Here is a 15011-nt window from a genome sequence, read left to right as displayed (position 1 = left end):
AAAGAACGTCATGCAGACCGCAGGGAAGCATCTCGTTCGTGCCATTCAACGATTTGATTTGCAGCACGCGAGATGCTTTCCTGCGGTCTGCATGACGTTCTTTTGGTGAGTTATTTTCTTCAGCATAATTTATAAGCCCAGCAGCGGCAGCGCCCAGTCGAGGGCCAGCACACCCAGTAGCCCCACCACCGACACAATGGTTTCCATCATCGACCACGAGCGAAAGGTGTCTTTCACCGACAAGCCAAAGTATTCTTTAAACAGCCAAAACCCGCCGTCATTCACGTGTGAAAACAGCAGGCTGCCCGCCCCGATGGCCAGTACCAGCAGGTTAGGGTTAACGGGCGAGTGGGCCAGCATGGGCAGCATCACGCCGGCCGCCGTGAGGCCCGCCACCGTGGCCGACCCCAGGCACACCCGGATGAAGCCCGCCAACAGCCAGCCCAGCACCAGCGGCGGCAGGCCGGTGCCGCGCAGGCTGGCGGCCAGCTCCTGGCTCACGCCGCTGGCTACCAGCACCTCCTTCAGCGCCCCCGCCCCGCCAATGATGAGCAGGATGGGCGCCACATCGGCCACGGCTGCCCCGAAGGTGCTCATCACGGCCGGCACCACCCGCCCCTGCGCCACACCCAGGCTAAACGTGGCCACCACCACCGACAGCAGCATCACCACGCCCGGGTCAGCCAGGAAGCCGAGGCCCGCCGCCAGCGCCCCGCCGGCCGGCACCAGCGCTTTGATACCCAGCACCACTGCAATCCCCAGCACTGGCAGCAACGATGATAAAAAGCTATTGAGCCGCCCCGGCAGCGGCCCGGCCGCCGCCTGCTCGGCCACCAGCCCCGGCGGCGGCTTCGACACAATGCCCTTGAGCGTGCGCGCGTACAGCGGCCCCGCCAGCACCACGGCCGGCACCGCCACCAGCAGCCCATACACGAAGGTGAGGCCCAAATCGGCGTGAAACTGCGCCACCAGCGCCGTCGGCGCGGGGTGGGGGGGTAGGAAGCCGTGCAGCACCGACAGCGCCGCCAGCATGGGCAGCCCCACGTACAGGGCCGGCAGCCGGTACTGATACACCACCGAAAAAATTAGCGGCATCATCAGCAAAAACCCCACGTTGTAGAACAGCGGAATGCCGATGACGAAGCCCGCGCCCAGCATGGTCCACTGCACGTTGCCTGGCCCGAAGGCGCCCACCATTACGCCCGCAATCTGCCGGGCCGCGCCGCTGTCGGCCACCAGCTTGCCCAGCATGGCGCCCAGCACCACCACCAGCGCCACCGACGCCAGCGTATCGCCGAGGCCCTGCTGCACGGCGGCCAGCAGCCGGGCCGGCGGCAGGCCCAGCGCCAGCCCCGTGGGCAGCGTCACGAGCAGGAAGGCCAGAAATGCATTCACCTTGCCCCAGCTGATGAGGGCGATAAGGGCGAGCACGGCCAGCAGGATGATGAGCAGGGTCATATAAGGAGTTCGTTCTTACGTGCGCCTCACCCCCCGGCCCCCTCTCCGAAAAGGAGAGGGGGAGCCGAGAGTCAGTGAGCAGTGAGCAATCAGCGAGGAGCAATTGCTCACTGCCCACTGTTCATTGCCTCCCCCTCTCCTTTTCGGAGAGGGGGCCGGGGGGTGAGGCGCCCCGCCAAAACAAGTCGTTTTTACTTCAACTGCACCGTCAGCGCCTGCCCCGCATACGTCACCGTCTGCGCCGGAGCTTTGCCAAAATCAACGGGGGTAGGGCGGTCGGGGCTCACCCACACAATGTTAAACGTGCGGCTGGCCGCCATGCCCGGAAACGAGCCCTGGCGCGCCCCGATGGTCAGCGTCTTGCTGCGCTCGTCGTAGCTCAGCGGGATGGTGGCCGAGGCACCCTTCTCGTAGTTGTAGTTCACGTTCTCATCCTCATAGAGTGAGAATTTGCCGTCCTGGCCCGTGTACACGTAGAGCGTGATGGGGTCGGCGGGCTTCTCGGCGGCGTATTGCAACTCGGGGCCGAAGGGCACGATGGCGCCCGCCCGCACGTAGAGCGGCATGCGCTCCAGGGGCGCGTCGGCGGTCAGGGTCTGGCCGCCGGGGTAGTGGCGGCCGCTGTAAAAGTCGTACCAGCCGGTGCCGGCCGGCAGGTACACCTTGCGGCTGCGCGCCTGGTAGTCGGTCACCGGGCTCACCAGCAGGCTGGGGCCAAACAGGTACTCGTCGGCAATGCTGCGCACGGCCGGGTCGGCCCCAAAATCCATGACCAAACCGCGCATAATGGTGGCGTTCTGGAAGTGCACCTGCCCGGCCAGCGAGTAGATGTAGGGCATCAGGCGGTAGCGCAGCTTGTCGTAATACAGCATGCTCTCGTAGGCCGGGTGGCCAGCGGGCGCGATGTTGTAAATCTCGCGGAACGGAAACTGCCCGTGCACCCGGAACAGCGGGCAAAACGCCCCAAACTGGTACCAGCGGGCCTGCAATTCGCGCCACTCGGCCTGGTCCGTGGCATTGGGGTGCTCATAGCGGCGCTCCACCGCAAAGCCGCCGATGTCGCTGGTCCAGTACGGAATGCCCGACATCGAGAAGTTGAGCCCCGCCGGAATCTGGTTCTTAAAGTCCTCCCAGCGCGCGCCAATGTCGCCGCTCCAAATGGCCGCCGCGTAGCGCTGCGAGCCCGCGTAGCCCGAGCGCGTCAGCAAAAACACCCGCTGGTCGGGAGCCGTGCCGCGCTGCCCCTCGTAAATGCCCTTGGCATTTTGCAGTGGGAAGGCGTTGAAATACTGCGTGCTAGAGCCAATAGCCGGGGCCATCAGGCCCTTGCGCGTAGCCACGTTGGTATTCGAGTAAATGTCGGGCTCCGAGGCGTCCATCCACCAGGCATCCACGCCCTTGGTGAAGAGCTTGGTATTCATCAGGTTCCAGAACGCCTGGCGGGCCTGCGGGTTGAAGGGGTCGTAGAAGGTCGAAGTGTAGCCCGGCGCAATCCAGTCCTTGGTGCCGTCGGCAATGTTGCGGGGATACACGTAGCCCTTGGCCTTAAAGTCTCTATACACCGAAGTGCCCTCGTAAATCTTGGCCCACACCGAAATCATGAAGTGCAGGTGGTCCTGCTCGTGCAGGGTCTTTATCATGGCGTCCGGGTTGGGGAAGCGGCTGGGGTCAAACTCCTGGCTGCCCCACTCGGCGGGCTTCCAGTACGACCAGTCCATCACGATGTTATCGAGCGGAATCTGGCGCTTGCGAAACTCAGCGGCCACGTCCAGCAGCTCGGCCTGGGTCTTGTAGCGCTCGCGGCTCTGCCACAAGCCCATCGACCAGCGAGGCGACACCGGGGCCGCGCCCGTCAGCTGCCGATAGCCGCTGATGACCTCATGGGCCGACTGCCCCTGCACAAAATAGTAGTTCAAATCAGCGCCCGCTTCCGAGCGGAAGCCGTACTCCCGGGCAGCCTGGCCCACCAGCGGGCTTAGCCACTTCAGGCCCAGGTACGACTCGCTGCCGTCGGGGTCCCACTCCAATTTAATGGTGTATTTGCGCCCCTTCTCCATCATCACCGGCACCACCGACGTGCCGGGGTTCCAGGCCTGGCGCCACTTGTTCACCACTTCCTTGCCATCAATATACAGCTTGGCGTAGCCCGCGTTTTTGAGCAAAAAGTGGTGCACGCCCGTCGTGCCCGACGATACCGCGCCCTCCCAGGTCGCCTTGATATCGCCGAGCTTGATGGTGGCCGGAAAGTTCTTCTGGTCCTCCAGGTACTCGTAGTTTATCACCGACTCGGGCCGCTGCACCAGCACCTGCTGCGGGTTGTTTTTGCTGCTGTAAGTGGCCGTGAGCCAGCCCGGCGTGCCCTCCTTCGAGTACAGCTGCAGGGTAGAAAGCGCCTCGTAGTCGCGCGTGTCGCTGGCGTGGGTGATGGAATAGTTATCCCACAAAATGCCGTAATTCTTGCTCGACAGCAGGAAGGGCACCGCCACGTCGGTGTTGTTCTGGGCCAGCTCCACCGGCTGGCCGCGGTAGTTCATCACCCCGTTCTGGTGCTGGCCCAGGCCATACAGCCCCTCATCGGCGGGCGACTCAAACACCTGCGTCACCTCGTACAGCGGCTGCCCGTCGGCCACAGTGGGCCGGAAAATCTTACCGCCGCCGGCCCGCTCCTGCAAAATGGGCTTGCCCTGCGCATCGGCAAAGCTCACGGCGCCCGTGGCCAGCGTCACGGTGGCCGTAATAGCGGGCGTGGTCAGCGTCCCTACCCCCTTCTTTTCGCGGTACGTCCAGCGGGCGGCGGGCCCAGTCTGGGGCACCACCATCAGGCTTTTGGTGGTCGAAAGCGTGTCCAGCGGGCTGGCTTCCACGTGAATAATGTGGTCTGACACCACCGTGAGGCGCACCGTGCGCGTGTCCTGGTCGGTGAGCGGGGCCAGGTGCAGCACCAGGCCAGTGGCGGTTTTCTCCACCCGCGGCGCCTGCTGTGCGGCGGCCGGCAAGGCTGCCAGGCCACCGGCCAGGCTCAGGAGTAAAAGGGGGGGTAGGGATGTTTTCTTAGGCATACAACGTAGTCTCAACGGGTAAAAAGCCAGGCGGAGCCCGGCGCGTTTGGGTTAGTTTTCTTCCACTATCTGCACGCCCCAGGCCGGCAGGGCCAGCGGCTGCTGGGCGGCCACGGCGGTGCCGCTCAGCAGCTCGCGGCCGGCGCGGTGGGGGTAGGGCAGGGTGGCGGCCGCGGCCGAGTAGTTGAAGTAGTAATGTACCTGCTTGCCGCGCTGGTTGAGGCCGGCCCGCGTGATGAGTGGGAACTGCTGAGCCTGGTCGGGCCCCCACAGGCCGGCCTTGCGCACGGCCTCGCTCACGATTTTCTCGGTCAGGGCGTCGGCGGTGTGGCAGCCCACGTAGGTGGCCAGGCCCTTGCCGTAATGGTTCTCGGTAATGGCCGCGTACTGGCTCCACACCGGGTGCTCGTAGCGGGCTAGTACCTGGGCAGTGGTGGGCGTGAGCAGCTCCATCCAGTCGGTTACCTGGTTGTCCTTGCCGGCCTGGTAGGGGTCGCCCTTCAGGCTCACGTTTTCGGGCACAGTAAATTGGCTGTACGTCACGCCGCAGGCGGTGCTCAGGCCGCCCGGCTGCGCGGTGGTGCGCACCTGCACGTTGTCGTCCGAAAAGCCGCTGCGGTAGGTCACCAATAAGTGGCCGCCGTTTTTCACGTAGGCATCCAGGCGCTCCAGCAGGCTGGTGGGCGCGGCGTATAGCATGGGCACGATGAGCAGCGAATACTTGCTGAAGTCAGGGCTGCTGGGGTCCACTAGGTCGCAGCCCACGTTGTGGCGGTAGAGCGGGTCGTAGAACGAGCGCAGCACCTCGTTGTAGCCCAGCCCGTTCTTAAACCAGCCCTCGGCCGTGAGCGCCTGGTTGCTGAACAGAATGGCAACCTTATTCGTCTTTTTCAAATTGACCAGCTGCGGACTGAGGCGTTGAAAATCACGCCCGATGGTCTTGGCCTCGTCGTAAGTCGGGTTGGGGGCAAAATTGTGGCTCAGTAGACCCTTCCAGTACGTTTCGGCCGAGTTGTGGATACTGCTCCAGTGCCAGTATTCCACCATGTTGGCGCCCGAAGCCAGGTGGCTGAACGCCTGCAGGTGCAACTGGCCGGGGTAGGGCGTCCACTGCGGAAAGCCCTGGGCCTCCGTCTCCAACACGAGGTAATTCTGCCCCCCCTTCATCGAGCGGGTCAGGTCGCCGCCAAACGCGATTTCGGCGCCCGTAAGCTGGTCCTGGCTGGGGTGGTAGATGTCGATGCCCGCCACATCCAGCGCCTTGGCCGCCGCGAAGTGGTCCACTTCCGATTGAATCCCAAACGAGTAGCCGCGCCAGTCAAGGTCAAAATTATGGGTGATGAACTGCCCCGGCTGCTTGTACTCGCGCACAATGCCGGCCTGCCACGCCAGGTAGTCGGTCACCAGCTTCCGCTGAAACCGGGCAAACTCACTGCCCAGGCTGGCATTAATAGTGCCCACCATCGACGGAAAATCTTCCCAGCTGTTGATGCGGTTGCTCCAGTAATCCAGCCCGTAGGCCTTGTTGAGCGCATCCAGCGACGGAAACTTACGCTTCATGTACTCTACGAACTGCGCCTGCACCGCCGGCCCGGCCGTGCCGTACGACTTCGTCTCGTTATCCACCTGGTAGCCGATAATGGCCGGGTGGTTCTTGACATGCGCCAGCATCGCCCGGATGGCCATTTCGGCGTGCCGCCGAAAGTCGGGGTTCGTAATATCCATGTTCTGGCGCACCCCGTACTGGTTGGCCCCGCGCGCCGTGGTGGCCAGCACCGCCGGGTACTTGCGCACCAGCCAGGTCGGCACCGCGTAGGTCGGCGTGCCGATAATGACCCGAATCCCGGCCTTGTGCATAGCGTCGAGCACTCTATCCAGGTGCGAAAAGTCGAACACGCCCTCGTGCGGCTCCATCGTGCTCCACGTCGATTCGCCGATGCGCACCACGTTGATGCCCGCCGCCTGCATCATGGCCACGTCCTGCGCCAGCCGGTCGTAGGGCAGGTACTCTTCGTAATACGCCACGCCGTAGAGCAGCCTATCCTGCTTGGGCGCCTGGGCGGCGGCAAACGTGAGGGGTAGGGCAGCCAGGAGGGAGGCAAAAAGAAGTTTAGCCAAAACGGTTCTGATTTAAAGCTGACAAAAAGTATTGTCTGCGATGCGCATGCTTTTAAAACGCAGCTTTTTTAACGAGCTTACTGCACAAACGTTTGTGCAGTAAGCTCGTTAAAAAAGCCGTGGCGCGCACCGGCCGTCCTGGGGCAGCCGGCACGCGCCACGGCTTTGCTACAGCGTCAGCATTCCCCGCTGCCGGATATCGTCCGAGGCGCTGCCGACCCGCACTTCAAACTGGCCGGGCTCCAGTACCCACTGCTTCTTGGCCTCGTCGTAGTACTGGAAGGCTTCAGCGGGCAGCTGCATAGTCACGGTCTTGGCTTCGCCGGGTTGCAGCAGTACTTTTTCGAAGCCTTTCAGCTCTTTGTCGGGGCGCTTCAGGCTGGATTTTACGTCGTGCACATAAAGTTGCACCACCTCGGCGCCGGCCACCTTGCCAGTGTTGCGCACGGTCAGCTTCACGGTTGCGCTCTGCTTGCCGGGCGTCACGGCCAGCTTGCCGTACTCAAAATTGGTGTAGCTGAGGCCGTGGCCGAAGGCGAACTGCGGCTTCACGCCGTAGGTGTCGTAGTAGCGGTAGCCCACGTAGATGTCATCCTTGTAGGTCTGTTTCAGCGGGTTGCCGGGCGTGCTGGGGTACTCGCCCAGCTTCATGGCGGGCGCGTCTTCCAGCTTCACGGGGAAGGTAACGGGCAGCTTGCCCGAGGGGTTCACGTCGCCGTACAGGATGTGCGCCAGCGCGTTGCCACCTTCCATGCCGGGGTACCAGGCCTCCACGATGGCCTTGGCCTGGCCGGCCCAGGCGGCGGTTTCGATGGGGCCGCCGCCCAGCAGCACCACCACCGTGTTGGGGTTGGCGGCCAGCACGGCCTGCACCAGCTCATCCTGGCCGAAGGGCATTTTGAGGTCGGGCTTATCGACGCCCTCGGCGTCGTAGGCGTTGTCGCTCCACTTGCTATAGTCGTAGCCGTGCACGGAGCCGCCCACGAAAATAACCTCGTCGGCAGCCTTGGCAGCGGCCACGGCCTGCGCAATGAGAGCCGGGTCGGCCTTCTGGTCGCGGGCAATGGTGTAGCCCGGCGCGTAGGTCACGGTCACGCCGCTGCCCAGCTCGTTTTTCAGCCCTTGCAGGGCCGAAATTTCATACTTGGCTTTTACCTGGCCGCTGCCGCCGCCCATCGAGTTGGCCCGCTCGGCATTAGCCCCAATCACGGCCACGGTCTTCACCGTTTTGCGCAGGGGTAGGAGGCTGCCCTCGTTCTTGAGCAGCACAATGCCCTCCTCGGCCACCTTGAGGGCGGTGGCCTGGTGCTCCTTGGTGTTGTAGGCGCCGGGCTGGCGCTTGGTGTCGCCGAGCTGGTGGGTGGCGTACATCACGCGCAAAATGCGCCGCACCTTGTCATCGACCAGCGGCACCAGGCTTGGGTCTTTTTTGAGCGCATCGAGCAGTGGGTTGGCCAGGAAAAAGCGGTCGTAGAGGCTTTTGCTGCTGCCGTTCACCAGGTCGGGCTGGCCGGTTACGCCCGAGGCGGCGGCGCTTTGGTCCACGCCCTTGCTCATCAGCACCAAGTCGGTGCCCATCTCCAGGTCGGTGCCATTGCGTAGCGCTTCATTGGTGTCGTGTACCGAGCCCCAGTCGCTTATTACCAGGCCCTTGAAGCCCCATTCGCCCTTCAGAATGGTGTTCATCAAATACGGATTCTCGGTGGCGTAGGTGCCCCGAAACTTATTGTACGAGCCCATCAGCGAGTACACGCCGCCCTGCTCCACGGCCGCCTTGAAGCCCGGCAGGTAGATTTCGCGCAGCGCCCGCTCGCTCACCTCCACGTCGATATCGTCGCGGTGCGTTTCCTGGTTGTTCAGGGCGTAGTGCTTCACACAGGCCGACACGCCCTGGCTCTGCACCCCCTGGATGTAGCCTGCCACCATCTGGCTCACTAGGTAGGGGTCTTCGCTGAAGTACTCGAAGTTGCGCCCGTTCAGCGGTGCCCGGATGATGTTGACGCCCGGCCCGAGGATGATATCCTTGCCGCGCGCATTGGCCTCGCTGCCCAGCACCGTGCCAGCGGTGTAGCCCAGGCTACGGTTCCAGGTCGAGGCCAGGGCGTTATTGGTGGGCATGGCGGTGCCCGCGTCGTTGGCATCCTTCACGCCACGCCAGTCGCGGCCCTGCTCGGGGCGCACGCCGTGTGGGCCGTCTGAAGTCATGATTTCCGGGATGCCCAGGCGCGGAATGCCGCCCGCTGCGAAAGCCGAGTTGGCGTGCAGCATGTGCACCTTTTCCTCCAGCGTCATTTTCTGGAGCAGGGCATTAACCTGGGCATCGTGGGTGGTGAGCAGCGCCTGGCGGTTGGCGCCGGCCGCGGGCTTCAGGGGTTTGGCCGGTTTGGTTTGGGCCAAAGCCGGGCCGGCTACGCAGCATAGGGCGGTGCCGAGCACGGTTGCGAAGCGGGAAAAGGGGTAGGGCATGAGAGGGGAAATAAAGAGGGGGTAGGGCGGTTTCCGAAGAAAAACCTTTTAAGAAAGCGTGTTAAAAATCGGTTGTCAGGCTCATCTATCGTCCACGTAGTGCAGCATCTTGCCCGCCTCGTCGTTGACGGGTAAGATTACTGCTGCACGCGAAATGCGTCACTATATGGACGACGGATGAGCATTATATGCTAGTAAAATGCTTGAAAAAAGCCATCATTTCAAAACCAGCGTGTTGAAAGAATGCGCCCGCAGCAACGGCGCCACTGTGCGGCCGCTCACCCGAAAGCGCACGGTTTGGTCGGTGTCGCGCTCGTTCTGCGCCACCAGCACCACACTTTTATCGGGGTTTTGGAAAGCCAGCAAATTCGTAAAGGCGCCGCTGGTAGCCAGCCGCCGCGCCCCCGGCTGCACGTAGTGGCTTAGGTGTTTCAGCAGGTAATACTCGTGGTTATAGCGGTAGGTGCGGGCGGCCTCGTCCACCGTCACCAGCGAGTTCTGGCTCCAGCCCCAGCGGCTGATGCCACCTTTTTTCAGCGAGATGTTCCAATACATATACGCGTTGGCGCCGCTGCCGATATAGTGTTTTAGCAGGCCCCAGGTGTATTCGCAGTACTTCCAGTCGTTCTGGCCGTCGCCGCATTCCTGCTCGCTTTGGTAGAGCGCCAGCGCCGGGTAGCGCTGGTGAATGCCCGCAATCGCGCCCTTGCCCGCCCACTGAAACCCTACCCCCTCAATAAAGGGCTGGCTGCGCGGGTCACGCAGTACGGTGTCTACCAGCGCCTCGTTGGCTCGTTCCATGGTGCCGAAGAATATGCGCGTCTGGCGTTGCTGCATCTGCGGCCCCAGGTAGCCCACGAAGCGCGCCAGCCCGGCGGCCGTCCAGGGGCAGCTCGGAAATACCTGCGCCGAGTTAAACTCGTTCTGCGGCATCACCATGCCCACCGTAATGCCCTGCTTTTTATAGGCTTCGATGAATTTGGCGAAGTACAGCGCGTAGGCCGTGAAGTACTTGTCTTCCTGAATGAACAGGTTGTGGCCCTCCTTGCCCTGGCGGTCCACCGGCAAGCCGTTTTCGGCTAGCGTCGGAAACGCCTTGCGGTATTCGGGCAGCACGGCCGCGGCGGCGTAGTGGTGGTTGTACTTCATCCAGGTAGGCGGGCTCCAGGGCGAGGCCCACAGCGCCAGCTTCGGGTTGAACTGCTGGGCCTGCTTGATGAACGGAATCAGCGTCTGCTCGTCATTGGCAATGCTGAAGTGGGCCATCTCAAAGTCGTCGGGCGTCTCGTCATACGAGTACCAGTCGCGCGAAAAGTCATTGGCCCCAATCGGCATCCGACAGATAGTGAAGTTGGCTCCCACGCCCGGCGCAAATAGTTCGCGCATCACCTTCGCCCGGTCGGCGGGGGGTAGGGCGCTCAGCGAGGTCCAGCCCAGCTCATTAAAGCACGCCCCAAATCCCTGCATGGTTTGCAGCGGCTGCGAAAGCACGATTTCGGCATCGGCCGCGCCGGTGCTGGCGGTCAGCTTGGGCGCCGGCTGCGCCACCCAGCCAGCGGCGGCCGTGGTGGCCACCCACTCGGCGCGAGTTTGCGCCTGGGCACTACCCAGCCCTACCCCCAGCGCGGCGGCCAACGTCAGGATATGGAGACTTTTCATAAAGCAGTTTTGAGGTTTTACCAGGCCGTCATGCTGAGCTTGCCGAAGCATCTCTACCGCGTAAGTAACTACTGACGTTTGAGGCTAGTTACGCGGTAGAGATGCTTCGGCAAGCTCAGCATGACGGCCTGGCGAGGCCGGGCCATTAGGTTATTTTCGCGCCATTTTCATCTCCGCCACGGGCGCCTGCGGGGCCAGCAGTGGCCGGCTTTTCTCCACCACCAGCGCGGCGGGCAGCTGGAAAGTCGCGCGCTGCTTAATGTTTGAGGACGACGCCCCAGCCAGTACCGTGTAGGTGCCCGCATCGGCCACCCACGACGACGAGGCCGTGTTGAAAGAAGCCAGGTCACTGGGCTTCAGCGTGAAGGTCAGCGTCTGCGACTCGCCGGGGGCGAGCAGCTTGGTTTTGGCAAAGCCTTTAAGCTCGCTGGCCGGCTTGTCGAGCTGGCCGGCCGGGGCGCTCAGGTACAGCTGGGCCACTTCCTTGCCGGCCACCTTGCCGGTATTCGTCACCGTGACGCTGGCCGTGAGTGAACTGCCAAACGAGGCCGCGCTCAGTTTCAGCGCCCCATAACCGAAAGTGGTGTAGCTCAGGCCGTAGCCAAACTCATACGCCGGCTGCTTTTTGAACGTGCTATAGTAGCGGTAGCCCACGTAAATACCCTCCGAGTAAGTGTTTTCCGAAGGTGCGCCCATGAACGAGTTTCCGCCCTTAACGCCGGCTAGCAGCTTGCCCGGAAAATCGGCCCCATACGGAATATCGGCGTAGCTCACCGGGAAGGTAGTCGCCAGCTTGCCCGAGGGGTTCACCTTGCCGCTCAGCACGTCGGCCACGGCGTAGCCGCCCTCCTGGCCCGGCTGCCAGGCCAGCAAGATGGCGTCGGCCTGGGCGCGCCAGCTGGCTACCTCGGTCACGCCGCCCACGTTCAGCACCACCACCACTTTCTTGCCCTTGGCGTGAAAGGCCGTGGCCACCTGCTTGAGCAGCGCCTGCTCGGCGGCAGTCAGGGTAAAGTCGCCGGCCACCTTGCGGTCGCCGCCCTCGCCAGCGCTGCGGCCCAGCGTGAGTACGGCCACATCGTTGTCCTGGGCCTGCTGCTGCACCATCGCCGCCGAAGGCGCCATTTCGGGGATGACCGGCGCCGGCGCCAGGATGTTCTTAACCTTGGGAAATTTGGCCTTCTCGGTCTTCAGATACTGCGCGTACGCCTGGCTCAGCGGCCCGTTCAGGGCGTAGCCGGCCTCTTTCAATCCCTGGTCAACGGAGATGGTGTAGGCGCGGTTGACGTCGCCGCTGCCCGTGCCGCCCGCAATCAGGTTATAAGACGTGGTGCCGAATAACGCCACCTTGCGGCCAGCGGATAGGGGTAGGGCAGCGCCCTCGTTGCGTAGCAGCACCATACCCTCGGCGGCGGCCTGGCGGGCCACCGTGGCGTCGGCTTTTAGAGCCGGCTTACTGGTAAATTTCACGCCCTTGAATGTGGGCGATTTCAGCACCAGCCGCAGCACCCGAATGGCGTTGCTGTCGAGCTGGGCCGTCGTAAGCTGCCCGCTTTTGAGGCCCGCCAGAATGGCTTCGGTCTGGGCATGGGTGCCGGGCTCCAGCAGGTCGTTGCCGGCTTTTAGCTGGGCCACGGCGTCGTGGCCGCCGTACCAGTCGGTCATCACCAGGCCCCGAAAGCCCCATTCCTTGCGCAATAGCTCGGTCAGCAGGTCGGGGCTTTCCGAGGTATAGGTGCCATTTACTTTGTTATAAGATGACATCACCGTCCAGGGCTGGGCGCGCTGCACGGCCAGCTTAAAGCCTTTCAGGTAAATCTCGCGCAGGGCCCGCTCACTCACGTGCGAATTGAGCTGCATGCGGTTGAATTCCTGGTTGTTCACCGCGAAATGCTTGATACTCGTGCCCACGCCGTTGCTCTGAATGCCGCCCACCAGCGCGGCGGCCATGCTGCCGGCAATGAGTGGGTCCTCAGAATAATACTCGAAGTTGCGCCCGCCCAGCGGGTTGCGGTGAATATTCATGCCCGGCGCCAATAGCACATCAATGCCAAAGTCGCGCACCTCGCTGCCAAACGCTACCCCCACCTGCCGCACCAGGGTCGTGTCCCAGCTGCTGGCCAGCAGCGTGGCCACCGGAAACGCCGTGGCATAATACGTCCTGGTGCTGTCCTGGCCCCGAATGGGGTCGATGCGCACGCCCGCCGGACCATCCGAGAGCGTGAGCGACGGAATGCCCAGCCGCGCAATGGCGTGGGTGCGGCCGGCCGCACCGGGCACCTTTTCGGGCACCTCGCGGTCGCCAGGGTCGCCGGGTGGCAGCATTCCTTCCGGGAAGCCCGACGGGTAAAAGCCCATACCCACCACCAGCTTCACTTTTTCCTCGGTGGTAAGAGCAGCCAGCACGTCTTGCAGGCTGGCCTTGCCGAGCTGGGGTAGGGAAGAATCGGCTTGGCCCGTGCCAGCCTGGCCGGTATTCGTGGTGCCCGATTGCGAGCAGGCAGTAGCGCCGAGTAGGCCGAGCGCGGCCACTGCCCACCGGGCCGTCGGAATGATTGTTTCCTTAGTCATATAAGCAGGGTGGGAAATAGACGGGTTGGGTACTGGCGCAGGGGGTAGGGCCGCCCGGCCAGCATCGTAAAAGCAGCGGCCCGAAAAGCGAACGTCATGCTTCCCGAGGGCTAGCATGACGTTCAGTATCAGAAAATACTAGGCAATGGGCGGTTAGTAGCCGGGGTTCTGCGTCAGGTTGGGGTTCACGTCACGCTCGGCCTGCGGAATAGGTAGCAGGTCGTTGAATGGCTTAATGCCCTTGGAAAGCAGTCTGGGATTATTAAGTAGGGTTTTCGTACGCTTCAGGTCATACCAGCGGTCCATTTCGAAGGCAAATTCGTAGCGGCGCTCATTTAGAATAGTAGCCTGACTGGTGTTGGTAGCGGCAGGCAGGCCCGCGCGGCTGCGTACCGTGTTGAGGGCTGCTAGGGCACCGGTACCGCCGGCCTCCGCCTTAATCAGATACATCTCGGAGAGGCGCAGAATGGGCACGTTCAAGGGCGAGTCCCAGATGGTGGATAAGCCACCGGCGTAGAATTTACGAATGTTGTAGCCGTTGGGGCTACCCTGCAGGCTGGCAGGCTGCACCTGCACTTTACCCTGCGCATCCAACGGGCCGTCGGTGTAGAGGTCGCCGGGCACGAACACGGTTGAAGCCTTACGCTTATCACCGGCCTCGTAGCCGTCCACAAATTCCTTTTCGGGAATGTTGTAGCCGTAGCCACCATTGCTCACTACGTAGGGGTTGCCGAAGAAGCGGGCACCCCAGAACTCGTTGATGGCCGAGCCTGGCCCTTCCAAGATGTAGGCGTTCTGGCCACTCTTAAACTGCACTTCAAACAGTGACTCCTGGCCGTTTTCGTTGGTTGGTTTGAAGTTGTCGGCGTAGTCGGGCCACAGCTTTTTGCCGTCGGCCAGGGCAGCAGTAATGGTGGCATCGGCCTGCGTGCCCGCACTGGACATGTTGCCCTGCGTGAGGTACACCTTAGCCAAAAGGCCCATTGCCGACAGCTTGCTGGCCCGGCCAATGTCGTCGCCTGAGTAGGTTGAGGGTAGGGGTAGGTTCTTGATGGCGTCGGTCAGGTCGGTAACAATTTGCGTGTACACCATTGCAGCCGGGTCGCGGGTTACGCTGTTAGCGGCGGCGGGGCTCGCGGCGGGGGTCAGCACCAGGGGTACATCGCCGTAGGTCCGCACCAGGTAGAAGTAGTACAAAGCCCGCAGAAACTGCGCCTCGCCCAACGACCGGCTTTTGATGCCTGCGTCAATGACCGTGATATCCGGTACGTGCAACAGCACCTGGTTGGCGGCCCCGATGCCCAGGTAGGCCCGCTGGAAGAGGTCAGTAGTGTTGACGTTGTTGGGCGGAATGGAGAAGTTATCCACCTGTTGAAACTCGATACCGTCGGTGCCACCCCCGCCGCCGGTGGTAGAGTTGTCGGCCATAATATCCATTATCCACAGCGCGTGGTTTACAAAACCAGCCTGTTGCAGGTGCGCATACGCAGCGTTAGTGGCCTGAATGGCAGCCGTCTGGGTTGTGTAAAAAGTCTCCGTCGAGGCCTGGTTGCGCGGCTGCAGCTCCAGGTAGTCCTTGGTGCAGCTGGTGCCAAACAGCCCCAGCGTAAGCAGCGTAGTACCCAGGGCTCGCTTTTTTAAAGATAGGGAGTTCATCAATGTGGGAAATTAAGAGTCAGA

At 62.6% G+C, this 15011-nt stretch carries 7 protein-coding genes; all 7 read right to left on the bottom strand.

Translation table 11 applies throughout. The annotated features are described in order from the left end of the window. Window positions 1–129: 129 nt before the first annotated feature. The 7 genes from E4631_RS18145 to E4631_RS18115 all read right to left on the bottom strand — a co-directional run bounded on the left by E4631_RS18145 (window position 130) and on the right by E4631_RS18115 (window position 14987). Complete coding sequence (locus tag E4631_RS18145) at window positions 130–1458, bottom strand: gluconate:H+ symporter (protein WP_133655679.1); 1329 nt, start codon at window positions 1456–1458, stop codon at window positions 130–132. 191 nt (window positions 1459–1649) lie between these two features. Beyond that, window positions 1650–4517 (bottom strand): TIM-barrel domain-containing protein, encoded by a 2868-nt coding sequence (locus E4631_RS18140; RefSeq protein WP_133655678.1) that lies wholly within the window; start codon window positions 4515–4517, stop codon window positions 1650–1652. Between the two features lie 51 nt (window positions 4518–4568). Further along, complete coding sequence (locus tag E4631_RS18135) at window positions 4569–6635, bottom strand: beta-galactosidase (protein ID WP_133655677.1); 2067 nt, start codon at window positions 6633–6635, stop codon at window positions 4569–4571. A gap of 168 nt (window positions 6636–6803) precedes the next feature. Next, complete coding sequence (locus E4631_RS18130) at window positions 6804–9101, bottom strand: glycoside hydrolase family 3 C-terminal domain-containing protein (RefSeq protein ID WP_133655676.1); 2298 nt, start codon at window positions 9099–9101, stop codon at window positions 6804–6806. Window positions 9102–9317: 216 nt separating this feature from the next. After that, complete coding sequence (locus E4631_RS18125) at window positions 9318–10760, bottom strand: glycoside hydrolase family 30 beta sandwich domain-containing protein (RefSeq protein ID WP_133655675.1); 1443 nt, start codon at window positions 10758–10760, stop codon at window positions 9318–9320. 150 nt (window positions 10761–10910) lie between these two features. Further along, window positions 10911–13331, bottom strand: a complete 2421-nt coding sequence (locus tag E4631_RS18120; protein ID WP_133655674.1) for a glycoside hydrolase family 3 C-terminal domain-containing protein — start codon at window positions 13329–13331, stop codon at window positions 10911–10913. A gap of 153 nt (window positions 13332–13484) precedes the next feature. Further along, window positions 13485–14987, bottom strand: coding sequence for a RagB/SusD family nutrient uptake outer membrane protein (locus tag E4631_RS18115; RefSeq protein WP_133655673.1), 1503 nt, complete (start codon window positions 14985–14987; stop codon window positions 13485–13487). Window positions 14988–15011 lie beyond the last annotated feature (24 nt).

The organism is Hymenobacter sp. UV11, assembly GCF_004684095.1.
In the GTDB taxonomy this organism is placed as follows: domain Bacteria; phylum Bacteroidota; class Bacteroidia; order Cytophagales; family Hymenobacteraceae; genus Hymenobacter.
The sequence above is the reverse complement of the archived record's forward strand: the minus strand, read 5'-3'. Positions and strand labels throughout refer to the sequence as shown.

Excerpts from the sequence above, each read along its gene's own strand:
- E4631_RS18145 (WP_133655679.1), bottom strand. The coding sequence starts at position 1,458 with ATGACCCTGCTCATCATCCTGCTGGCCGTGCTCGCCCTTATCGCCCTC.
- E4631_RS18140 (WP_133655678.1), bottom strand. The coding sequence starts at position 4,517 with ATGCCTAAGAAAACATCCCTACCCCCCCTTTTACTCCTGAGCCTGGCC.
- E4631_RS18130 (WP_133655676.1), bottom strand. The coding sequence starts at position 9,101 with ATGCCCTACCCCTTTTCCCGCTTCGCAACCGTGCTCGGCACCGCCCTA.
- E4631_RS18125 (WP_133655675.1), bottom strand. The coding sequence starts at position 10,760 with ATGAAAAGTCTCCATATCCTGACGTTGGCCGCCGCGCTGGGGGTAGGG.
- E4631_RS18120 (WP_133655674.1), bottom strand. The coding sequence starts at position 13,331 with ATGACTAAGGAAACAATCATTCCGACGGCCCGGTGGGCAGTGGCCGCG.
- E4631_RS18115 (WP_133655673.1), bottom strand. The coding sequence starts at position 14,987 with ATGAACTCCCTATCTTTAAAAAAGCGAGCCCTGGGTACTACGCTGCTT.